The 22378-nt window shown below is 36.2% G+C and carries 17 protein-coding genes; 6 read left to right on the top strand and 11 right to left on the bottom strand.

Annotation, left to right across the window (positions count from 1 at the left end):
• Window positions 1-5: 5 nt before the first annotated feature.
• The gene (locus JOC86_RS08160) at window positions 6-1196 is read right to left on the bottom strand and encodes a ParM/StbA family protein (protein ID WP_205170446.1); all 1191 of its coding nucleotides are present in this window, start codon (window positions 1194-1196) and stop codon (window positions 6-8) included.
• A 610-nt stretch (window positions 1197-1806) separates the two neighbouring features.
• On the opposite strand from JOC86_RS08160, the gene JOC86_RS08155 reads away from it, so the two are divergent.
• On the top strand, window positions 1807-2829 hold the full coding sequence (locus JOC86_RS08155) for a DUF3231 family protein (protein WP_205170444.1): 1023 nt from the start codon (window positions 1807-1809) through the stop codon (window positions 2827-2829).
• Between the two features lie 198 nt (window positions 2830-3027).
• On the opposite strand, the gene JOC86_RS08150 is transcribed toward JOC86_RS08155, so the two are convergent.
• Window positions 3028-5727, bottom strand: a complete 2700-nt coding sequence (locus JOC86_RS08150; protein ID WP_205170442.1) for a DEAD/DEAH box helicase family protein — start codon at window positions 5725-5727, stop codon at window positions 3028-3030.
• 952 nt (window positions 5728-6679) lie between these two features.
• Here JOC86_RS08150 and JOC86_RS08145 point away from each other — a divergent pair.
• The 4 genes from JOC86_RS08145 (at window position 6680) to JOC86_RS25300 (ending at window position 10855) form a co-directional block, all read left to right on the top strand.
• Window positions 6680-8173, top strand: a complete 1494-nt coding sequence (locus JOC86_RS08145) for a peptide MFS transporter (protein ID WP_205170440.1) — start codon at window positions 6680-6682, stop codon at window positions 8171-8173.
• Between the two features lie 270 nt (window positions 8174-8443).
• Window positions 8444-8899, top strand: a complete 456-nt coding sequence (locus tag JOC86_RS08140) for a MarR family winged helix-turn-helix transcriptional regulator (protein WP_205170438.1) — start codon at window positions 8444-8446, stop codon at window positions 8897-8899.
• Window positions 8889-10403: a DHA2 family efflux MFS transporter permease subunit gene (locus JOC86_RS08135; protein ID WP_205170436.1), complete on the top strand. Its 1515-nt coding sequence runs from the start codon at window positions 8889-8891 to the stop codon at window positions 10401-10403. The genes JOC86_RS08140 and JOC86_RS08135 overlap by 11 nt, the downstream gene beginning before the upstream one ends.
• A gap of 98 nt (window positions 10404-10501) precedes the next feature.
• Complete coding sequence (locus JOC86_RS25300; RefSeq protein ID WP_419096037.1) at window positions 10502-10855, top strand: TIGR04104 family putative zinc finger protein; 354 nt, start codon at window positions 10502-10504, stop codon at window positions 10853-10855.
• Window positions 10856-10950: 95 nt separating this feature from the next.
• Here JOC86_RS25300 and JOC86_RS08125 read toward each other — a convergent pair whose 3' ends face one another.
• The 4 genes from JOC86_RS08125 to htpG form a co-directional block, all read right to left on the bottom strand.
• Window positions 10951-11319: a DUF488 domain-containing protein gene (locus JOC86_RS08125; RefSeq protein WP_205170430.1), complete on the bottom strand. Its 369-nt coding sequence runs from the start codon at window positions 11317-11319 to the stop codon at window positions 10951-10953.
• Window positions 11320-11409: 90 nt separating this feature from the next.
• Window positions 11410-11895 (bottom strand): PaaI family thioesterase, encoded by a 486-nt coding sequence (locus JOC86_RS08120; RefSeq protein WP_205170427.1) that lies wholly within the window; start codon window positions 11893-11895, stop codon window positions 11410-11412.
• A gap of 811 nt (window positions 11896-12706) precedes the next feature.
• The gene (locus JOC86_RS08115; RefSeq protein ID WP_338021750.1) at window positions 12707-13612 is read right to left on the bottom strand and encodes a glycerophosphodiester phosphodiesterase; all 906 of its coding nucleotides are present in this window, start codon (window positions 13610-13612) and stop codon (window positions 12707-12709) included.
• Window positions 13613-13844: 232 nt separating this feature from the next.
• Complete coding sequence (gene htpG / locus JOC86_RS08110; RefSeq protein WP_205170421.1) at window positions 13845-15722, bottom strand: molecular chaperone HtpG; 1878 nt, start codon at window positions 15720-15722, stop codon at window positions 13845-13847.
• Between the two features lie 216 nt (window positions 15723-15938).
• Between htpG and JOC86_RS08105 the strand changes: the two genes are divergently transcribed.
• On the top strand, window positions 15939-17147 hold the full coding sequence (locus tag JOC86_RS08105) for a PLL family lectin (protein WP_205170417.1): 1209 nt from the start codon (window positions 15939-15941) through the stop codon (window positions 17145-17147).
• Between the two features lie 90 nt (window positions 17148-17237).
• Here the strand turns inward: JOC86_RS08105 and JOC86_RS08100 are convergent, their stop codons facing one another.
• The 5 genes from JOC86_RS08100 to JOC86_RS08080 all read right to left on the bottom strand — a co-directional run bounded on the left by JOC86_RS08100 (window position 17238) and on the right by JOC86_RS08080 (window position 22369).
• Entirely contained in the window at window positions 17238-17783 is a 546-nt protein-coding gene (locus tag JOC86_RS08100) for a GNAT family N-acetyltransferase (protein WP_205170414.1), read from the bottom strand.
• Between the two features lie 320 nt (window positions 17784-18103).
• Window positions 18104-18832 carry a GntR family transcriptional regulator gene (locus tag JOC86_RS08095; protein ID WP_205170411.1) on the bottom strand — a complete coding sequence of 243 codons (729 nt, stop codon included), beginning with the start codon at window positions 18830-18832 and terminating at the stop codon, window positions 18104-18106.
• Between the two features lie 65 nt (window positions 18833-18897).
• Window positions 18898-19680, bottom strand: a complete 783-nt coding sequence (gene frlD / locus JOC86_RS08090) for a fructoselysine 6-kinase (RefSeq protein ID WP_205170408.1) — start codon at window positions 19678-19680, stop codon at window positions 18898-18900.
• 160 nt (window positions 19681-19840) lie between these two features.
• Window positions 19841-20854: an SIS domain-containing protein gene (locus JOC86_RS08085; RefSeq protein WP_205170405.1), complete on the bottom strand. Its 1014-nt coding sequence runs from the start codon at window positions 20852-20854 to the stop codon at window positions 19841-19843.
• Window positions 20855-21025: 171 nt separating this feature from the next.
• The gene (locus JOC86_RS08080) at window positions 21026-22369 is read right to left on the bottom strand and encodes an amino acid permease (RefSeq protein WP_205170403.1); all 1344 of its coding nucleotides are present in this window, start codon (window positions 22367-22369) and stop codon (window positions 21026-21028) included.
• Window positions 22370-22378: the final 9 nt, after the last annotated feature.

Below are 22378 nucleotides of genomic sequence, written 5' to 3'. Positions count from 1 at the left end.
TCACCCTATTTGGTTTTGGCCAATTTTTGTTCTTCTTTCTGTTTTTCCTTTAAATTTCCTTTTTGATTTTTTCTTGAAAAATCTGCAATTAACTTATAATAAGCGTTGGCCATCATCCAGATGCTTTCTTTTTCATCCTCAAAGAAATCAATATTATAGCCATCAAGATTATTATTAAGCGTCTTGATATACTCTTTTAAAACATTTGAGCCTCCACCGATGAAGTAACAAATCTCTGTTTGAGAGTTCTTTTGCCACATATTTCTTAGATGGCGATATTGTTTCTTTGCAAGCTCTACTAAAATTCGATCAACAATATCATGTACGCTTGTACGACTTCCTTTTACCATTATATGATTTCGATCGTTTTTCTTCGTAATAATCTCAACTACATCACGACGAGTATCCAATTCAATTCCGTGTCTAGAGCGAATCTCTTCTCTAATCATTTCAAGAGATTCAGAGACTCCTATATTAAACCCTTGCGCTTTATCATCATCCACTTTACGATCTTTAATTACCGCGATATCAGTAGAAAGCCCGCCAATATCTTGAATTAAGATTCGTTTGTCAATGAGGTCCTTATTAATAATATTCAAGTTATTATCCATTACTAGATTAATAAAGGCAGCGAATCCTTCTGGATACACTTTTACTTCATCGAATTTAATATTTACTTTAATTCCTTGGTAACGTGGAGTAACTAAGAACTCCACTTGGTGAACAGAACCTAGTAGCTTTGAACGGTACCCTACGTCTTTTCCTTCCTTCACTTCACGAAGTGGAAGTCCTGTTCCTAAGGTGTAATTAGCTTCAATTACATTATTAGAACGTTTAAATTGATCATTTCCACCTCTTGCAGCATCAATTGCTAGAGATGCAAATAGCATGATAAGTGTTTGATCTTCTTCTGATTTACTGCTGCCTGGATCTAGTTCTGTAGAGTTATTGCTCTTTGTTGCTAAGTTCCCTACACGATAAATCGCATTATTATCGTTAAGAGTAGGGGAGTGCACGCGAATATGTATACCGTCAAGTGGATCTTGATTATCTAATTCTTCAATCCCAATAATAGGTCTGTCTTCAATATCTCTAGCAATTACATTTGGAATATTAACTTCTGAATCCATCTTTCCAAAAATCCCTTTAAGAGAGTCGTTTCCTACATCAATTGCTGCAATGCGTGTGTTAGTCAAAGAAATCATCCTTTCATTCTCGAATAAGAATTTATTAGAAAATTTTAAACTCTTATTGAAAGAGTAACCAATATCTACTCTTGGGTCAATCCTACTTATGTATCTATTACACAATTGTAATCTGCCACTATATTTGTATACAAATTGTAACGTTGTACACAAAAGCGAATACAAAGCTATATAACAACATGTGTACCGATCTGTACACATGTATACATTTCTGTATACAAACGAATACAATTTTGTTTACTTGTATACATAATTGTAAACTTGTAAACAGTTTACGTATACAACATCTATTTAACAGGTATTACCAGTCACAATTTCTATTATCTCTTATTAAATTCAGTATAGGTTTACAAAATTCGGAAGGGAAAGTTAGCTTGGAGAAGATGAAAATAGAATAAAGTTTGATGAAAATCACTTAAAAAGAATAACAAGAAAATGTTATCTGAAAATACTCCTCAAATGGGATGAACAATAAAAATAATAAAGATTCATAAAAAAAATGCTGTCTGAAAACAACAGTTTTCCCAAAACTTTGTCATACTAAGCGTCCTTTTAGTAAAGAATAAATCTATCCTGACTTATTTCTAAGGAGGTTAAGTTGATGAGTAATGAAAAAATCTATCTTACATCTGCTGAAATTGGGAGTCTCTGGACATCGTATATGAATGATAGTATGTCTAAATGTATTTTAGGATATATGTTAAAACATATTGAAGATGAAGAGATTAAGCCAATTATTCAATATGCTTTTGATATTGCAACTGGGCATTTAGACAAATTGCTTATCATCTTTGATGAAGAGCAATTCGCAATCCCTAATGGATTTTCCAATCAGGATGTCAATATGGATGCCCCGTGGCTTTTCTCTGATATATTTTGTTTAACGTATGTGAATCATATGGCAAAAGTGGGGATGTTAGCATACGGTGGATTTGTTTCAATGAGTTCAAGGAAGGACATCCGAGACTATTATACTCAAGGGTTAATAGAAACAACCTCCCTCTATAATCGATCTTCAGATGTTGCGAGCTCAAAAGGAGTACTGTCCAGACATCCTTATATTGAAGTTCCAAAGGAAGCGGACTATGTTAACAGTAAAAGATATATGAGCGGCTTAAATCCATTTAGTAACAAACGGCCATTAAACGCAATCGAAATTTCGCATTTATATATGAACGTACAAACAAATGCTGTTGGGGTTAAACTTGGGATTAGCTTTGCTCAAACCTCCCAATCAAAAGAGATACAGGATTTTATGTTACGTGGTCAAGAAATTGCGAACAAACATATAAAAATCTTTTCTTCTATTATGCTTGATAACGATATTCCTACCCCTCGATTACCTGATCTTAGTGTGAGTAATTCGACAACCCGAACCTTCTCAGATAAATTAATGATGTTTCATATGTCTTTAATCAGTGCTGCAGGGACAGGGAATTATGCAACTGCTGCAGCAGCCAGTCAAAGGAATGATTTAGTTATTAATTATGAAAGGTTATCGCTAGAAATTGCTCAATATGCCAAATCTGGTGCAGATATTATGATTAAACATCATTGGCTTGAACAACCACCGGGAACGATGGACAGAGAGAAATTAGCAAGAAAAAAAGGGCAAGAAGAATAAAGAAAGCTGCCCAAAACAATAAGTCAGGATGCTCACCGCCCGCCCTGCGGAAAGCGAACATCCTTGGAGATGAAACCAACTAGATCTTTTTCAAATAACAACAATGTTTACGAAAACAGCCAGTCAGAAAAAATGAGATTACAATCCTGCTAGTATCGTATTTTTTACAAAAAATGGAACAACCGTAATTAGAATCGACTACTTCCATGCAGAAACACGCTCTGTTTTCCTCACAAAAGCAGCAGAAAGTGATTTCATTCGAGCCTTTAATAATTCCTGCCTGCCTTCAAGTGTTCTTGCGAAGATAAGTTCTGCTTTGCCTACCCTTTTCTTCCATTGCTGAAGAAAGAATTCTGCTCCTTTTTTATTCCTCGCAATGACTTGAGGAACTACATGATAATCATATCGAAGAAAAGGACCCCATTTTGATTTCCTTTTAATGAAGTATCTAGGATTATCGATGGGTTCCTGTATTTCTTGTATAGCCTCTAGAATCAGGGTTTGTTCATACCTAGTTCCCCCATTCAACCAGAAGTTAATAAAACCATTAAATTCTTGTGTTACTTTCATCTCTATTTCATCTAAATCCGTTTTGATTAAATCTAAATGATGAAGGGTTTCAATCACCGTTTCACCCAGTTGCTTAGCGCTCGTTTCTAATCTTCCATGTTTTATCCATAACCAAATTCCTTTAATCGTTTTAGGCAACATAAATATTACTGAAATAGCCAATACGAACAAGACTATATAAAGAAAAGAAATGAATGATTCAAGTTCTAAATAAGCGATTTCTTCTAATAACTGAGCAAATATGAATAATCCGAACATCAAGCCTTGCATAATAAGAGCTTTAATCGTATTGGTAATAAGGGTGCTTCTCGGTAAAGACTCTGGAGCTGTCTTAAGCTCTTCCACCATTTTATGATTACCACTCTTATCAGTTGCTTGCCTCCAATGAGTACTAAGCTCCGATCTTCTTCTTGCATGATCAAACATCTGCTGATTTAAATTTTGGAGCTTAGTTGCACCTAAAGGAGCCAGCTCTAGATTTAATCGATCCATTCCATTCTCAATATAATCTCCAGTATGAGAAACCCCTACAAATGCTTTAAATCGTCTTGATAAGGTATCGATATCATACCCTGTTTCTTTTTGAGAAGGGTCTATACATACTAGATGCCAAATAGTAGAGCTTTTGTGATCATTTCCACGCTGAACCCTTATCGCTCTTCCCCTCATTTGATTTGAAAGCATGAAGGTTCCAACATATGAAGCAAGAATGATTGAATTAATACTTGGAGCATCCCACCCTTCTCCAAGTAGAGACGTTGTACCGGTCAAGACGTGAATTTCTCCTGCAGTGAACAATTCTGTCATGATTCTTACAACCTGCTGGCTTTGACTCCCATTCATTTGTAAAGAAACATAGTGATCATCATGTTGAAGTGGCGTAATGCGTAAATTCTCTTTTATTTCACAGGAAATAATCTCATTCAATGCAGGAATAGCACTTCTCGGAAGGATAACGACCGATCCGCATAACACTCCTAATTTAACCCCCGTCATCATATTTCTACGTAAGGATTCAAATATAGGGATGACCCCTAATCTTGTTAGTTTTTTCTCATCATCGGCATTTCGAGGCAGATCTGCTAATCGAATATAATCAGTTAAAATAACCAACCGTAAATCATCTTTAAGAGTACTTGCCTCAAACTGAACAATCTCATTTATACTTCGAAGCTTGGATACACTCGTTAACAACATCCGATCAATCTTTTTCGTTGACCGTAGATAAACCTTCTTGCGATCAATGGCACCTATACGACTTAACCATTTCTTGATTTCCTTTATGACTTCTTCAAAACCCTGAGTATACGGATCCTGATAAATACACCCAGTTAATAATGTTTCAAGCCAATCTAATTCAAGTTTCGGGATCGTTTTCTTAGTTCCAAGAATATGTTTATAATCTTTCCATTTAATCTCATCAGCTTCATTAAGAAAGATCAGTAAACTTGAAAAGTAGGATGGGGCGGCTAAGATCGACTCAATATGATCATCTGGTTTAATCATCCATGGGTGTTCTTTTAACATGTTTACAAACACAGAATTTGCTAGTAGCTTTTCCCTTGTTTGAGAGACATCATCTCGAAAGGATTGAATCGTCTCCCTTTCATCAAAAGATGGGGCAGAAAAGTATAGATAATCCTGATGTGGGCAAAGGTCTTGTTCTTTAACTAGTTCTGGCACACTAATTTCAATATCAATAGGTCCACACAATTCAATATAGCGATTCCATTCAGATAGAGAAACATCGTACGGTGGCGTTGCGGTTAAAGCCACTAAATTCGGCTGTGAAAGTTGACTCCGAAACTGCATAGCACTTTTCCACCATGAAGACCTTAGATGATGGGCTTCGTCAAAAATTAAAGTCTTAAACCCAATTTGTTCAATAGACTCGAGGACCGTTTGAGAATAAGAAGTTATTTTCTCTCGTTCATTTATTTCGTCTTCAATCAATATTTCATCTTTAGATTCTTCTTTATCTGCACCTTTAGAAACGATAGAGTGAAGCGATTGATAGGTGGTGATCGTAAGAAATTTTGGATTTTTCAAGTCCATGGATACCCAATCAGGAGCTTTATTTTGTTTTAGAAATAATTCAACAAACCGTTCAAGCCATTGATTTTTGATTGCTAAAGTCGGAGCAAGAATGATCGTTGGCTCATTTAGTCGAAGCATAACCTCGAGCCCTAATACGGTTTTCCCTGAACCAGGCGGTGCTATTAAATGAAAATGGCGATTTTGAAGGTGTTCTTCAAGTGAAGAAAGAACTCGTTGCTGGTATGTTCGCCAATCATATAAAAAAGATATATCTTTTGGGAAAGTCTTCACTCCATCTCTCCTTCCTTTTTATTAGCTATCTTCTAATCTATCAAAAAACAATTTTATAGATAATATGAAACCTATATATCGCTCCTAAAAAACTAGGAGGAATATTATTAATAAAATATTCCTTATTTTGTAATATCCAACAAAATTTGTATTACTTTGGATTTTTTATGTCAGATCTAAGGTGAAGAAGCATTATAAAAATGAGAGGAATAACTAGACCAATCATTAAAACGATAAATAGAATTTGGATGAAAAATTGCATAGAACTTGTATCTAAAAATGCTTTTAACACCTCTCCTATGGATACAAAAAATAAGGTAAGTAAAAATATCCCCTAATTTCTTCCCTTGATTTAAATCTCTTAAAATAAAGTACGTAATTAATATCGCAAGTAGTACGATTCCAAAGGCGAAGAAGTATGTATGTGCTGTCATTAGATTCCACAATACGGTTTCAAAACAGTCTTAGCTTATAAAAGTAGATACACCTCAGACAGAGACAGAATACTAAAGTAGTTCCATCGTAAGGACCTCTGATATCCAAAAACCCTGCACTGGGTCTAACGGTAAACCTCTCTTTTATCCTAGTAAAAAGGTGATATTAGAGTTAATTTAATACCTGTGGGTAAAGAAAAAAGAAAAGGCTTTCAATGGTAATATATACTAATATTTTGAGGGATTTATTTCTTTAGGTAAATTATCTGGAGGTAACAAGTGCACCTATATTAGTTAACATTTGTAAATTTTACTATACAAACGAGAGGATTTTACTATCCGTTATTCTGAAACGGGGGAATATAATACTAAATCGACTTATTATTCTAAAAAAGCATATTTTTCATTCTTTGATGAGTAATCAGAAATTTAATGCCTTAAATCTAAATACCCAAAAATTTTTTTGACAATATAAAAATATTTAAATATTATAGTAGAAGAATAAAGGAGGATTCATAATGTCAGGTTTGAATAAACAGAAAATTGTGGATAGTGTTCCACAAACAGGATTTTTTGGACATCCTAAGGGATTATTTACTCTTTTCTTCACAGAGTTTTGGGAGCGCTTCTCTTATTATGGAATGAGAGCTATCCTTGTTTTCTATATGTATTATGAGGTTTCAAAAGGTGGATTAGGGCTTGATGAAACAACAGCTCTTGCCATAATGTCTGTCTACGGTTCATTAGTATATATGTCCGGTATAATTGGCGGGTGGCTTGCCGATAGAATATTCGGTACCTCGAGAGCTATTTTTTACGGTGGAATATTTATTATGCTTGGACATATTGCTCTAGCGATTCCTGGGAGCTTATCCATGTTCTTTGTCTCCATGGTTCTGATTGTCATTGGTACAGGTTTGCTTAAGCCAAATGTATCAAGTGTTGTTGGAGATATCTACAGTGAAGAAGACAATCGTCGTGATGCTGGTTTTAGTATATTCTATATGGGAATTAACCTTGGAGGATTTTTAGCTCCCCTAATCGTTGGAGCAGTGGGAATGAAAATAAACTTCCACTTAGGCTTCAGTATAGCTGCAATTGGGATGTTCTTTGGATTATTAGTCTTTATTTTTACAAAGAAAAATAGCCTTGGACTTGCTGGTACCTATGTAGCAAATCCATTATCACAAGAGGAAAAGAAAAAAGTCTTCACCATTATTGGATTATGTGCAATTATTCTAGCTATCTTAATTGCAATCGCCATTCCAACTGGACTTCTTACAGTTGACAGTTTTATAGCGCTTATCGGAATACTCGGAATCGGAATTCCAATCGTCTACTTCGTTGTCATGTATCGCAGTCCTAAAACTACAGAAGTGGAGCAATCACGAATTATTGCCTATATTCCGCTTTTTATTGCTTCTGTTATGTTCTGGGCAATCCAAGAACAAGGTTCGACTATTCTTGCCAATTATGCTGATAAACGTACACAATTAGAGTTTGCAGGTATTCATATCTCACCTGCTTGGTTCCAATCATTGAACCCGCTATTTATTATCATTTTAGCACCAGTATTTGCTTGGTTATGGGTAAAATTAGGAAACCGTCAGCCAACAATTCCTAAAAAATTCTCTTTAGGTCTATTGTTTGCCGGATTATCATTTATTGTCATTCTATTACCAGCATACTTTGGTGGAGATGATTCATTAGTAAACCCATTATGGCTTGTTCTTAGTTATTTCATTGTCGTACTCGGAGAACTATGCTTATCACCTGTAGGGCTATCGGCTACAACAAAATTAGCACCATCTGCCTTCTCTGCACAGACGATGAGTCTATGGTTCTTATCTAATGCTGCTGCTCAAGCTATTAACGCGCAGATTGTTAAATTCTATTCACCCGAAACAGAAATGCTTTATTTTGGAATCATTGGTGGAGCATCGATCGTTCTAAGTATTATCCTCTTCATGCTAGCGCCAAAAATTCAGACTTATATGAAGGGTATAAAGTAATATTTAAATAGATTTGAATAAGATTTCATGAATATTTCCAATTAGAACTCAATTAGGTTGACCAAAAGCCCATTCCAGCACTTTGCTGGAATGGGCTTTTTTAGTTTTGTATAGAATCTAAAGACCATTTCTATATACATAATCTTTTAACTTCTTGTGGGAAGGCTTTTTCTTATTGGTTGACATTTATATAAACGAGAGTATAATTTAACATTGTTAATATTTCGTATGCGTAATATTTCGTTAATGAATAATAGAGGAGCAAGATATATGAATGGTCAGACTAAAATAAAAAAGGTTATGCATTCATTCCACGAAATCAATCGTGGATTTTATTCTGTATTAAATAACGAGATTGCTCAGCTTGGAATTACGGTTAAACAATTACTTGTCCTTCGTACCTTGAAAGAAGAGCCGGATATCAGTTTAGGAGAATTAGCAGAACGTCTTCAAGTCGGATGTAGTACGATGAGTGGTATTGTGGATCGTCTCGTTAAAGCAGGTTACCTATTTCGCGAACGTTCCGAAAAGGATAGGAGATCATTATTGATTCGCCTCACAGAAAAAGGCGCCGAGAAGCAAAAAGAATGTGACAACATATTTATAGAGCAAATGTCAAAAATACTAGACATACCAGATAAAGATTTAGAACAGCTATTACAACTCCACCATTTATTAATTGAGAAGATGAAAACAAAAGGAGCGGAAGTAAAAAATGACGAATGAAGCTAATACATCGGCCCAATCAATAAAAAAGGGTGCGATTCTTACCGTTATGCTATTAGGTGCATTTGTTGCGATTTTAAATCAGACACTAATGAATGTAGCCTTACCAGAAATGATGAACGACTTAGAGATTTCCGCTAATACAGCACAATGGCTGACAACTGGTTATATGCTAGTCAATGGGGTTTTAATCCCCGTAACAGCCTTTTTAATTGAACGCTTTACGACTAGACAACTCTTTTTAACATCAATGGGATTATTCGCAGCTGGTACTTTGATTTGCGCGATCGCCCCTGACTTTTCAATATTATTATTAGGAAGAGTGGTACAAGCTGCAGGGGCTGGTATTATCATGCCATTATTAATGATTGTTATATTAACGATTTTTCCAATCGCAAAACGTGGACAAGCGATGGGACTTATTGGATTAGCAATGACCTTTGCCCCTGCTATCGGGCCGACACTTTCAGGTTGGATTGTACAAAACTATTCATGGCGAGTGTTATTTTATATTGTTTTACCAATTGCCATCATCGATTTCTTTATTGCTGCAGTACTTTTGAAGAATGTTACCAATCAAACATTTCCTAAAATTGATCTCACAGGAATTATCCTTTCTACTTTAGGGTTTGGAGGTCTATTATATGGATTTAGTAGTGCGGGAAGTTTAGGTTGGACAAGCACCGAGGTCATTACAACCCTAATCATCGGAGTCATTACCCTGATCTTATTTATAAGACGGCAAATGACGGTTAAAAATCCAATGCTGGAATTTAGAGTGTTTAAATATAACATGTTTACATTAACAACCATCATTAATGTTATTATCACAATGGCCATGTTTGCCGGAATGATATTAGTGCCTATTTACTTGCAAAATATCAGAGGATTTACTCCGCTGGAATCAGGACTATTATTGTTACCGGGAGCGATTTTAATGGGCATTATGTCTCCGATTACAGGCTGGATTTTTGATAAAATTGGGGCAAGATGGCTCTCTGTTATTGGTTTAGCGATTACAACCTTTACAACATGGGAATTTAGTGAGCTTACAGACCATACTACTTATACATTTTTAATCATCATCTATACGGCACGGATGTTCGGAATGTCCATGCTGATGATGCCGATTATGACAGCAGGTTTAAATCAGCTTCCACAACGTTTAAATGCACATGGAACCGCCATGTCCAACACATTCAAACAAGTATCTGGTGCACTTGGGACGGCATTTCTTGTAACTGTTATGTCCAACCAAACCGAAAAACATGTAACAGAACTGGCGGCTGCAGAAGGTGTTACGCCTGATGCTAAACAGGAAATGGGTTATATAATAAAAGAAGCGACCATTCAAGGAATAAATGACGCATTTGTAGTAGCAACCGGCTTATCTGTACTTGCCTTATTGCTTGCATTCTTTATTAAACGAGTTAAACCTGCTGAAGAAGATGAAAAAAGAGAAGCCATGAAAGAATCACAAAGAGTGGCCATAAATGAAGGGTAGGAATATACAAACCATGTAAAAGTGGCTGACCTATAGGCTTTTATGCTAATAATGGTTGCCACTTTTTTTCAATATTCAATAAGGAATTTCAAGTGTTAATGTCATTTTATGTTAAAATATTGGTGGAGATATTTATAGGGAGGCTGTTTAATATGCCGGTCTGTCAGAATTGCGGCTTTAAATGGAGCTGGAGAGAAACTTTCATAAAAATGTTTACATTTAAAAATAAATTACTTTGCTCCTCCTGCAATGCACACCAATATTTATCAAAAAAATCAAGAAACCAATTAAGCCTATTTGCATTTCTCCCTTTTTTAATATGGATACCGTTAGTATCATCTGGTGTACCTTTTGGCTATGTCTTAACTTTAGAATTTATTTTATATGCTTTAGTATTAGTTTACATGCCTTATTTGTATAAGTTGAGTAATATTGAGGAGCCAATGTGGTAGTTGAACTTATTGGTAAATGAAATTGAACGAATAAAAAACGCTTGGATCCAAGCGTTTTTTATAGGATTCTTCCAATTAATGAACTTATACCCCTACTATACATGTTGTCGGTCCAAGATTTCTTTTAAAACTGTCGCTTGATTATTTTTTTTATCCTTTGCACCATAGATTAATGTTACCTTCTTCTCATTCTTTTTAACAATTCTTTTTAGTTCTTCTAATTGTTCCTTTTTATCTTCATCATTTTTTAGTTCGCTTTTATATTTATCTTTAAATTCATGAAACTTATCTGGATCATGGTCAAACCATTTACGTAATGAAGCAGAGGGTGCTACTTGCTTCATCCAGTAGTCAATCTTTAATTCATGTTTTGAAATTCCTCTTGGCCACATTCTATCAACGAGCACACGGACACCATCATCTTCTGAGATTTCCTCATAGGCACGTTTAGTATATACAGGCAAAGTATCCTCTCCTTAGTTAAGTTCATACTTTCATCCATACCCTAATTAAGATCAAGCAATCCCTTAAAGAAAAGAAGATTTATTTAGAACTTAAGCCTTTTTCATAAAGGTATCAGGCATCACGACAGCAACGACTTCTCCACGGGCACAAAGTGTGTCATGAGAAAATACCTCTGTCTCCACCTTCCATTTTTTCGGATGAATTTCTTGTAAGGTACCGATCGCTTTTAATGGAACATCTTGTGGGGTTGGATTTAAAAAATCAACCTTTAATGACGCCGTAACAAATCGAGGAGGCTCGGATCCATCACCTGCTTCATGTCCATTTTTTCGATGCAACGCTAAAGCTGCTGAACCGGTCCCATGACAATCGATAAGCGATGCCATTAGTCCACCGTAAACAAAGCCTGGGATTGCCGTATGCTTTGGTTCTGGGGTATAAATCGTAACGGTTTTCTCCCCTTGCCAGCCTGTTCGAAATTGATGACCCTCTTTATTCAATCTCCCGCACCCATAACACCAGGAAAAATCATCTGGATAATCATCTTGAATGGCTTTGATTATTTTCTCTTCCATCCTAAATCCCCCTTTTTCAGAATAGTATATCATATTATGAAGGTGGATAACTTTCATTCCTAGCAAAGTCCTATAAGTGGAGGATCTCGTATATCAGTAAAATTAAACCAAAATAATTTATGGAGCGGAAATCTGTCTTTTTTTAAGCTGTTTTAGCAAACTTTGTTTCCTTTTAAAACAACAGCATGGTTCCTGTATTGCTTGGTGTCAGAAGTGAGTATCTAGCAGGATTCATGTGTGATGCTATAGCTGTCTTTTTAGATTGAATTAAAGAATATAAAGCATGATATCAGGCTTTCTTCTTAAAGGGTCGTCATTTTCGCTTTTTCGAATTTTCATTACCGTTAGAGCAATTTGGATCATCTTTTTTAGTGCTTATCACCAGAGTTTCGTTTCAAAATCATTCAATTTAATCATTTGATGATCCTGAAGCAAGGATTGACTTAATTATTTGTCCATCATCAGTGATAATTTGTCCGTTATCGTACTTTATTTGTCCAAAATGACCATTAATTTGTCCATAATCCAAATATATTGATCAATCGACTGAATTCGACATTTATCGCATATCTATATTGACAAACTCCCTCATTTCCAAGAACAAAATAAGTAACTTGCATAAGACAAGCTAGGATCAATAAGCATAACCCTTATTCCTGGCTTGGCCTAAACTTCCGAAGAAGGATACTATCGCTGAATTAAAACGGGTCATTTCATCGTTATCAGCATATTAGTATTTTATTATTCTTTATAAAGCAAAAAAGGATAGCTGCATCTGCTATCCTTTTCCTCATGATTTTCAAACTACTGATTAGTCACGTAATCTTTTATTTTTCTCCTTCATGACCTCTTGTAAGCGATCTGGGAAGTTTGTAAACATTCCTGTTACCCCCCAGTCCAAAAGTCTACGCATATCTTCTTTTTCATTCACTGTATAGGGATGAATCAGTAATCCGTGTTCACGGACTTTTTGGACGTAGGCTTCATCAATAGTTTTATAGCTCATTCCTAGTCCAATACTATATGTTTTATATTCCACTAACTGTTCGTCTGTGATGGATGCTGACCCTTTATATGAGATTAATTGTACAAGAGGGACAGTTGGGTTTAAGGCATGAACCATTTTCAAGCTTTCAGAGCTGAAAGATTGAATGATTACTTTACTAGAAGATGCATTAGGACCTGTTAATTTATACTCCTCTAGAATTTCTAATAGCTTTTGTTCCATTCCAGGATAAACATGAGGAGATTTTGTTTCAATATAGTAGCGGGCATCTTTCCCGAACTTTTGAATCACTTCTTCAAGGGTAGGCACTTGAAGACCAACATACTCTTCATTTGCATAGTCAGGATATTTCTCATTAAACCATGAACCCGCATCTAGCTGCTTAATTTCTGCTAAGGTATGATCTTTCACAAGCCCAGTTCCGTTTGTTGTTCGGTCTAGCTTTTCATCATGCATAGCAATAAGTTCGCCATCTTTCGTCATTTGCAAATCTACTTCTATGTAATCGCCTTTCATCTGTTCACCTAGCTCATAGGCTAATAGAGTATGTTCTGGAGCATGACCAGATGCACCACGATGAGCGACATTTAAAATTTTATTCGGATTAAGTGAAGGATGAATAGGTTCAGCGGCCTCTGCTTGACCCACTACTCCTCCCCCGATTCCAACTAGTGCTGCAGACATGAAAACATTTCTAAAAAGACCTTTTATCATATAAACTTCCCCTTTCATTAAAATCAATCAATCTGTTAATAACATAATTGATAGATTTTAAGATAGGGTAACTAGTAGTTAAAGATAACGTAAAGATTTGTAAATGAGGAGAAACGTGAAGTAATTTGTCCAAAATCCCTATCTTCTTGACCAACCGACTAATTTCGACTCATTCTGTGCCCTTTATTCCTAAAATAAAAAGCACGGGGAAATCCCCATGCTTCTTAGATCACACCATCACTTTACAAATATCATTTGTAAACTCTACTGGGTCCTGAATTGGTAATCCTTCAATGAGAAGGGCTTGATTGTAAAGTAGGTTGGTATATAGACTAAGTTTCTCTTTATCATTTTCGAAAGACGCTTTTAATGTTTGGAAGACCTCATGGTTTGGATTAATTTCTAGTACCTTGTCCGCTTTTACGTTTTGATTATTTGGCATAGCATTTAGAACTTTTTCCATTTCAATTGAGACTTCACCATCAGTAGATAAACACACTGGGTGAGTCTTTAATCGTTTTGAGAGTTTGACTTCCTTAACCTTGTCGGACAATACATCTTTCATATAGTCAAAGAGCTCTTTGTTTTCCTGTTGCTGTGTATCGGTATTACTCTCGCTATCCTCGTCAATCCCTAGATCACTGCTGGATACTGATTTGAACTCTTTTTCCTGGTAATTCATAAGCATTTTAATGGCAAACTCATCAATGTCATCTGTGAAGTATAAAATTTCAAAGCCTTTTTCTGACACTAGCTCTGTTTGCGGAAGCTTTTCAATTCGATCATTCGTTTCACCTGTTGCATAATAAATATACTTTTGATCTTCTGACATTCTCGATACATATTCATCTAATGTTACAAGCTTTTTCTCTTTTGAAGAGTAGAACATTAATAAGTCCTTCAAAACATCTTTATCCTGTCCAAAATCATTATAGACGCCAAATTTCAATTGTCGACCAAACGATTGATAAAACTCTTCATACTTATCGCGATCACCTTTTAATAAGCTTTCCAATTCTCGCTTAATTTTGTTCTTAATATTCTTAGCGATAAACTTCAATTGTTTATCTTGTTGTAAAATCTCTCGAGAAATATTTAAAGATAAATCCTCGGAGTCAACCATTCCTTTAACAAAGCTAAAGTAGTCTGGTAGGAGGTCTGGGCATTTGTCCATAATTAATACACCGCTGGAATAAAGCTCTAAACCTTTTTCAAACTCCTTTGAATAGTAGTCAAAAGGAATTTTCTCTGGTATAAATAGAATGGCATTATATCTTACGGTCCCATCGACACTGATATGAATATGTTTAATCGGCTTGTCAAAACCGTAATGCTTTTCATTATAAAAATTCTCATAATCTTCTGGAGTAAGCTCATTCTTATTCTTTCTCCAAATTGGGACCATACTGTTTAACACTTGTTCTTCTTGATACTCTTCGAACTCATTATCACTACCCTCGATAGGTCTTCTGCTAGTCACATCCATTTTAATTGGGTAGCGGATAAAGTCAGAGTACTTTTTAATAATCGCCTTTAATCGATATTCTTCTAAAAATTCATCAAAGTTCTCGTCTTCCGTATTCTCTTTCATTATAAGAGTAATTTCTGTTCCGACTGAATCCTTTTCAGATGGTTCCATTGTGTATCCATCCGTTCCATTAGATTCCCATTTGTAGGCCTCGTCACTGCCTAGCGCTTTACTGCTCACCGTTACAGTGTCAGCTACCATGAACGCTGAATAAAAACCTACACCAAATTGACCAATAATATCATGGCCATCCTTTGAATCATTTTCTTTTTTGAAAGCTAATGAGCCACTTTTGGCAATCGTTCCAAGATTATGTTCAAGCTCTTCCTTTGTCATGCCAATCCCGGTATCGATAATTTTCAACGTTCTATTTTCCTTATCAGGCTCTACTTTTATGTAGTAGCTATCTTTATCGAATCTTAAAGAATCGTCCGTTAACGCTTTGTAATAGATTTTATCAATCGCGTCACTTGAATTGGAGATAACCTCTCTTAAAAAGATCTCTTTTTGAGAATAAATAGAGTTGATCATCATTTCTAACAATCGTTTAGATTCTGCTTTAAACTCTTGCTTGATCATTGAATTTTCCCCTTTCAATATATACTTTGTCTACCATTAGCACTCTATCTATTTGAGTGCTAACCCACTATTTTAATAACATAGACTGTAGTTTTTTGTCAACATGTAGGCTGAGTTTCATCTCTTAATAGAAAAGTTGGAGATTAATTCATGATTCATTCCCCCATCCACCCATATGTGCATATGCTGACTTTATACAATAGAGGAGGTATGTAAATGTTTAGATATCGATATCGAATGCCACGATTTATCCCAATAAACCCTTATGTTCAACCAAATATGTTTTACCGTCAACAACCAAGTGTTCAGGAGGTCATGCAGACGCTTCGTTCCCAGCATAATAATTTATATAATCAATTTGAGCAAGGCGGAATGAACCGTAATCTCGTTGATTATATTTTTTCTCTTGTTGTGAGCTTTACACTGAATGAAGCAAATACCAATCAATCGGCTAACAAAATCTACAATCAATTCCAAAATCGAATTCCTTGGCTTAATCTCCTTTTTAGACAATATAATATTTCACAAAACGTTGTAGATCGAGTTTTAGTAAGAGTTATCCAAATTACGTTAAATGCTATCGGGAATGGAAATGGAGGAGGTCAGCCTGGCCAAGGATGGTCAGATTGGGAAGACCTCGGAGGAATCCTCACATCTGGACCATCAGTCTCCTCTTGGCAGCCCAATCGACTTGATGTGTTTGCAAGAGGAACCGACCAAAGTCTTTACCATATTTGGTGGAATGGACAGAGATGGAGCAATTGGGAAAGTCTTGGTGGAACATTAACATCATCACCTGCAGCCGTTTCTTGGGGACCAAATCGTATCGATGTATTTGTCAGAGGGACCGATGATAGTCTCTACCATAAATGGTGGAACGGAAGCCGCTGGAGTGATTGGGAAAACCTTGGAGGGACGTTAACGAGTAGCCCTGCTGCCTCTTCTCGACGTTCAAACCAATTAGATGTTTTTGTTAGAGGAAGAAATCAAAGACTTTATAAGAAAACATGGAATGGTTCTCGCTGGGAAGATTGGGAAGACCTCGGCGGCCAATTAACATCGGCACCAGCAGCTGTGTCTTGGGGGCCGAACCGTATTGATGTGTTTGCAAGAGGACAAAACCGAGATTTAATTCACAAATGGTGGAATGGCTCTAATTGGAGTAATTGGGAAAGCCTTGGAGGAGTCCTGACATCAGCACCTGCAGTGTCTTCCACACGTCCAAACCGACTACAGGTATTTGTAAGAGGAAGAAATAATGAACTTTATCTAAAAACATGGAACGGCTCTCGATGGTCAGATTGGCGAAACCTTGGAGGCTCTCTAAACTCTGAACCAGCGGCAGTGTCTTGGGGACCAAACCGTATTGATGTATTCGCAAGGGGACAAAATCGAAGCCTTATTCATATGTATCGAGGACAGTAACAGAAAAAGCGATAAAACGGGTGATACGATGGTAACTCTGCCTTCAGTTGAAAAGGCCTCCTATTTGGGAGGCCTTCCACTTTATAATAGTTATAAAGTAAATTCTAATTGTATATCTAAAGGCTCTTTTACATAGATCTCTTGGTTAATCTCCATTGCAAATGTACAACCCACGGCTGAATAGAAATGTTGTGTTTCTTCAGAGGGATGTGCAGCTATATACAGCTTTTTAGCACCAAGTTGTTTTGCCTTCGAACAGCAAAGCCCGAATAATTCCTTACCTAGACCACTGTTTCTGATTTCATTCGACACATGAATATAAGAGAGTTCTAGGTATTCATTATCGCTACCGAACAATTCACCCTCCACACTTGCAAAGCCAACTAAACGGCCTTCAAGAAAAGCACCGATTACACCCCCTCCAGATTTCACACAATTCTGTAATGACTGGATGACAAGAGCTTTTTTTTCATCCTCCCATTGGTCTACAAAGTGGTCAGCTTTAAAACGATATTGATCGTTAGCTTTAAACAGTACCTGATTGGTTTCCTGATAACGATTGAAGGTTTTTAAAAGGGTAGTGGTTAAATCATTGCTATCCAACTCAATAAATTTAATATTATTCGATTCTCTCATAAGATTCCCTTTCGTTGTTTGGTAAAGCGCTATCGTCAAAGGGTCATATAACGTTTTAGGGATAACTGAAGTTAAAAACGTCTACTGACTTGTATATTGTCTACATGGAAAGATTAATTTCAACCCAGTTAGTTATTCTTCTCATCCTTTTAAATATCCTCCCTAAAAGTTTTTTTGTTGCCAGTCCTTCTACTTTTTAAACTAGCTAAAGCTAATATGTTAAAAAGTAGAAGGGATAACTTTGTGAAGAAAAACATAAAATTTGCTTTCTCAGTATGTTGCAGTATAAAAATAGATCATACTTATGCATTTGGTATGATCTATTTTGCCCGATGGACAGTTAAATTTACTTTGTTTGTTTCACACATAAAGGTAGAGAGGTGCACCGGTTCATCGTTTGAATCAAATGCAATTTTTAAAATTTTAAAGAGGTTAGATCCAATATCACATTCTAGAAACTTTGCATATTCTTTTGTAGCACTAATAACATCAATAATTTTATCGTTACTGACTATTTCTGTATTATAATCTTCTAAGAGAATTTTATATGTAGATTCATCCCTTGCAATTTTCTTTTCTAAATTAGGGAAGCGAATTAACGAATAATGAGCAATATCGTAAAATAATGGCCTTTCATTTACATACATTAATCGTTCAAGTTCTAGAACGGGACTTCCTTCTTCAACATGGAGGCGTTCGGCAACATCTTTAGGTACCGGGATGACTTCACTTCTTAAAATACGTGAATTGGGGATCATACCCAATTGGTGACTAAACTCTGAAAATCCGCTTACCGATAACAACTCATTATGAAATTTATTAGACGCAACAAAAGTTCCTCTACGTGGAATACGAGTCAGCGTGCCGTCTTCCACTAGTTCTTCAATTGCTTTCCTTATAGTAATTCGACTTACTTTATACGTTTCACAAAGCTCTGCTTCAGTAGGGATTTGTTGATCTGGCTTGTATTTCCCTTCCTGGATATCATTCTTCAACATTTGCCGAATCTGCATATATAGAGGCTGGGGGGTCGAAGGATTTAAATTCATATCATTCATCCTTTATCATTCAATTAGATTATATAAGTCAATTATACATTGATTGAAATCACCAGTCACCATGCCCCGTAATATCTTATTGTTTTTGCAGCTGTTTCTGTCCCCAATTGTAAACACTCTTGAATGGAAAAGCCCTTTAAGATGCCATAAACGAAACCTGAAATGAAAGAATCTCCGGCTCCCATGGTATCAACGACAGCTCCTTTACCCACACCACATTTATAAAAATGTTCTCCATTGTAAGCAAGGGAACCATTTTCACCTAACGTTGCCAGCGCAACTTTAGAGCCTTGATGTTTGACTTCCTTTAAAAAATCCCGTATAAACTGATCATCCTTGGTATAAGAAAAGAATGAAAAGTCAACATGGGGCGGTAACGTTTTCACCAAATGGCTATCTAATTGATCTGAGAAATCAAAAGAGGTGAGCAATCCTTTCTCTTTGAGTATGGGTAAATACTTTTCAACATGACCCCAAATCCCGGCATGTATGAGTTGGTGGGTTTGAATAAAATGGAGTTCTTCCGTTGATAAAGAAAAATCAACCATGACTCCTTCATCATATTCTTTAAAACTACGATCATTACCTATCATTTCAACATATGTAATAGCTGTTTTTCCTTCTTTCTGAGAAATATGTGTGGTATTAACACCTCTATTTTGAATGGCCCTAATCATTTCATCACCATATTTATCAGATCCGACCCAACCAATATAAGCGGATTCAACATGAAGGTCCCTTAAATATACAGCAACATTCACAGGGTTGCCTCCAGGATAGCCTTTCCCATCTGCCAGGTAAACGTCCATGCAGTTGTCCCCTACTGTAACAATTTTCAATCTTTCAGACCTCACTTTCTATCATTTAGAAAAATTTTCACTAAAAGAAAAGAGGCTGTCTATAAGTCATGAGCATAAATCAATGTAGAAAATCTAAAAACACCCTATGGACATTTGAAGTGGTTTTTTTCTCTTTTAAGACAGCCTCAATCATTACTCTTTAATATTCCACTTTTCGGTAATACCTTCTAAGGTCTAATGGATGATTTCTTTCACGCTCAAGATAAACGCTTATTCTGCTTAAGACTGCCCAGTTAATACTAACAGCAAAATGTTTCCTGAACTCTTCACTTATCCCCTCTAGTTCGAAATCTTTTGTATCAATGATTGTTAGATTTTTCGTGATTTTTTTAACAAATCTCTCTACCCGGTCTACCAATGGCCTTGTTTCATCTTCACCTTTTAATAAAATGACACTTGTATCTTCAACAACAAGTTCAAGTGTGCCATGGAAAAATTCAGCAGCATGGATAGACTTAGCATGAATCCATTGCATTTCCTCTAAGATACACATTGCGTATGAATAGGTGTTCCCCCATAAATTACCCGATCCAACCATCATATGGTATTCTGTGTCCTTATGATTGATAGCAAATTCCTCTGCTTTTTGATCAAAGGATTTAACAGCATTGAGAATAGCTTGTGGAAGGAAGGAAACCTCCTTCGTGAATTGTTCATATTGAGGAAATTCATCGTTGTTATACATAAATCGGAAAATAAACATGTAAAGAAGCATGAAGAAGGTATCAAATGAGTGCTTTTCTGATCCAGTCGTTATACAGTAATCTACAGCTTGGGTTAACGGAGTATTCGGCTCAGCTACTAATGCGATCGTAGCAGCTCCTTTTTCTTTACAAAACTTTGCAGCAGCAACCGTTTCTTCGGTTGTCCCTGATACTGATGAGAAGATACAAACGGAATCTTTGCTAAAATGTTGATGGTTCATAACCATGAATTCCGATGCAATTTCTGCATGGACATTAATTGTCGAGTTGGATTTTAAAATATATTCATAAGGGTACATCATAGCTATCGTTCCCCCCGCACCAATTAGGAAGATATTGCTGTATCCTTTATTAGAGATCTCATCAACAATGCTTTCAATTTTCCCCCTAAAAGTAAGACCCTCTTTTTCTACAAGCTTAAGAAATAATTCCTCATCAAATTTTAACATGAAATTTTTCCTCCTTATCTCCGTAAATACAACTTTTATAACTAACAATCAACATTTGTTATGCCTTGTATTATACTAAAACAATACATATTGTTCAATTTATTTTTTCTATTAATATAAATTAGAAATGTTAATTTTTAGAGAATCTCTATTTATAGTGTTGGTTTCAACCTAAGCCACTATATTACCGTCATTTTTATTCTTTGATCCATATCTTTTCTCCCAGTAGAAGTAGACTGGCAGCCCCGTTGCAATAACAATAAATGCTGCAATCAATCCTTCCAATGGAGCCCAAGTAAATGTCCCCCAAGCAAGCCAGGATGCTCCAAGGATAGCCAATATTGTTGTTATTCTCCACATCGGCATGCGGTAAATGGGGGTATAATCATCCCTTTTACGGCATTTGTAGACAGCCGCAAAATCCATAATATTGATGACCAGTTGAATGAGTGTGAAATACCCAAGTAACGCTGTTAAGTTACTAAAGAACACAAGAATACAGGCATAAGTAACCTGAACGATGATTGAGAAACTTGGAGTTTCATATTTTGGATGAACCTTTGCAAAGCGTTTAAAGAATAGACCATCCTTTGCCATTGCATATTCCAGACGAGGTTGAAACATTATGCAGGAACTCAACGACCCCAAGATCACTATAATAGCTGTAATAGCCACAAATGATGAGGCAATATCAGATAGTCCTGGGATATACTTTACTGCTTCGGAAACAGCTGCATTTGAGTTCATTAATTTATCAAAAGGCATCAAGCCTGTAATACAGACAGCAAGAAGTGTATATAAAGCCAATACAATGAATACCGAACTAATTAATGCCCGAGGGAGGGTTTTTCCCGGATTTTTGAATTCTCCAGCCATAAAACAAATAGCCGCCATTCCTGTGTATGCCCAAGTCGTTGCAGAAACGCCACCGATTAAGCTCGTTTTCGTTTCTCCACTTGAAGGGGTATAAGTAAAATGATCGGTGTTCATGTACATGAATCCTAAAACAATGACAATTACAAAAGGAATGATTTTAACGGCTGTGATAATAACTTGAAATAGTCCCCCTTCTTTCACACTTCGATAGTGAATAGACGTAATAACTAATATGATCGCGATCCCTAACAATTTCCCAGGAACTCCTTGGAAAAAAGGAAAAAAGGTGGCTAGGTAAGAAACAATCGCTAAAGCCATAATTGAAATAGATGGCGGATCTAAAGCCCAAAATGTAGCCCACCCGTACAGGAAAGCTAGAGGTCTCCACCCTGCCTTATTCAAGTACACGTAACCGCTTCCATTTTGAGGATAAGCAGTAGATAACTCCGCTAACACCATTACTTGAGGGATTGCAATGATCCCGCCTATAATCCATGCTAAAATAGAAATAGATGGGGTTCCAGAAGCTCTCGCTACATCACCAGAAGAGACAAAAATACCTGATCCAACAGTAGTTCCAACAGCGATAGCTAGAGCAGCCCAAAACCCCAGCTTTCGTGTGAGTGTGCCATTACTCATACAAGTTTC

The sequence above is a fragment of the Rossellomorea pakistanensis genome (genome assembly GCF_016908495.1).
Classification (GTDB): domain Bacteria; phylum Bacillota; class Bacilli; order Bacillales; family Bacillaceae_B; genus Rossellomorea; species Rossellomorea pakistanensis.
Note: the sequence above shows the minus strand (reverse complement) of the source record. Positions and strands in the feature narration are given on the sequence as shown.

Bases quoted from the DNA above. Each gene is read 5' to 3' on its own strand.
- JOC86_RS08105 (WP_205170417.1), top strand. From the start codon at position 15,939: ATGTTTAGATATCGATATCGAATGCCACGATTTATCCCAATAAACCCT.
- JOC86_RS08145 (WP_205170440.1), top strand. From the start codon at position 6,680: ATGTCAGGTTTGAATAAACAGAAAATTGTGGATAGTGTTCCACAAACA.
- JOC86_RS08120 (WP_205170427.1), bottom strand. From the start codon at position 11,895: ATGGAAGAGAAAATAATCAAAGCCATTCAAGATGATTATCCAGATGAT.
- JOC86_RS08155 (WP_205170444.1), top strand. From the start codon at position 1,807: ATGAGTAATGAAAAAATCTATCTTACATCTGCTGAAATTGGGAGTCTC.
- JOC86_RS08080 (WP_205170403.1), bottom strand. From the start codon at position 22,369: ATGAGTAATGGCACACTCACACGAAAGCTGGGGTTTTGGGCTGCTCTA.
- JOC86_RS25300 (WP_419096037.1), top strand. From the start codon at position 10,502: ATGTCATTTTATGTTAAAATATTGGTGGAGATATTTATAGGGAGGCTG.
- JOC86_RS08140 (WP_205170438.1), top strand. From the start codon at position 8,444: ATGAATGGTCAGACTAAAATAAAAAAGGTTATGCATTCATTCCACGAA.
- JOC86_RS08095 (WP_205170411.1), bottom strand. From the start codon at position 18,832: ATGAATTTAAATCCTTCGACCCCCCAGCCTCTATATATGCAGATTCGG.
- JOC86_RS08135 (WP_205170436.1), top strand. From the start codon at position 8,889: ATGACGAATGAAGCTAATACATCGGCCCAATCAATAAAAAAGGGTGCG.
- htpG (WP_205170421.1), bottom strand. From the start codon at position 15,722: ATGATCAAGCAAGAGTTTAAAGCAGAATCTAAACGATTGTTAGAAATG.
- JOC86_RS08100 (WP_205170414.1), bottom strand. From the start codon at position 17,783: ATGAGAGAATCGAATAATATTAAATTTATTGAGTTGGATAGCAATGAT.
- JOC86_RS08085 (WP_205170405.1), bottom strand. From the start codon at position 20,854: ATGTTAAAATTTGATGAGGAATTATTTCTTAAGCTTGTAGAAAAAGAG.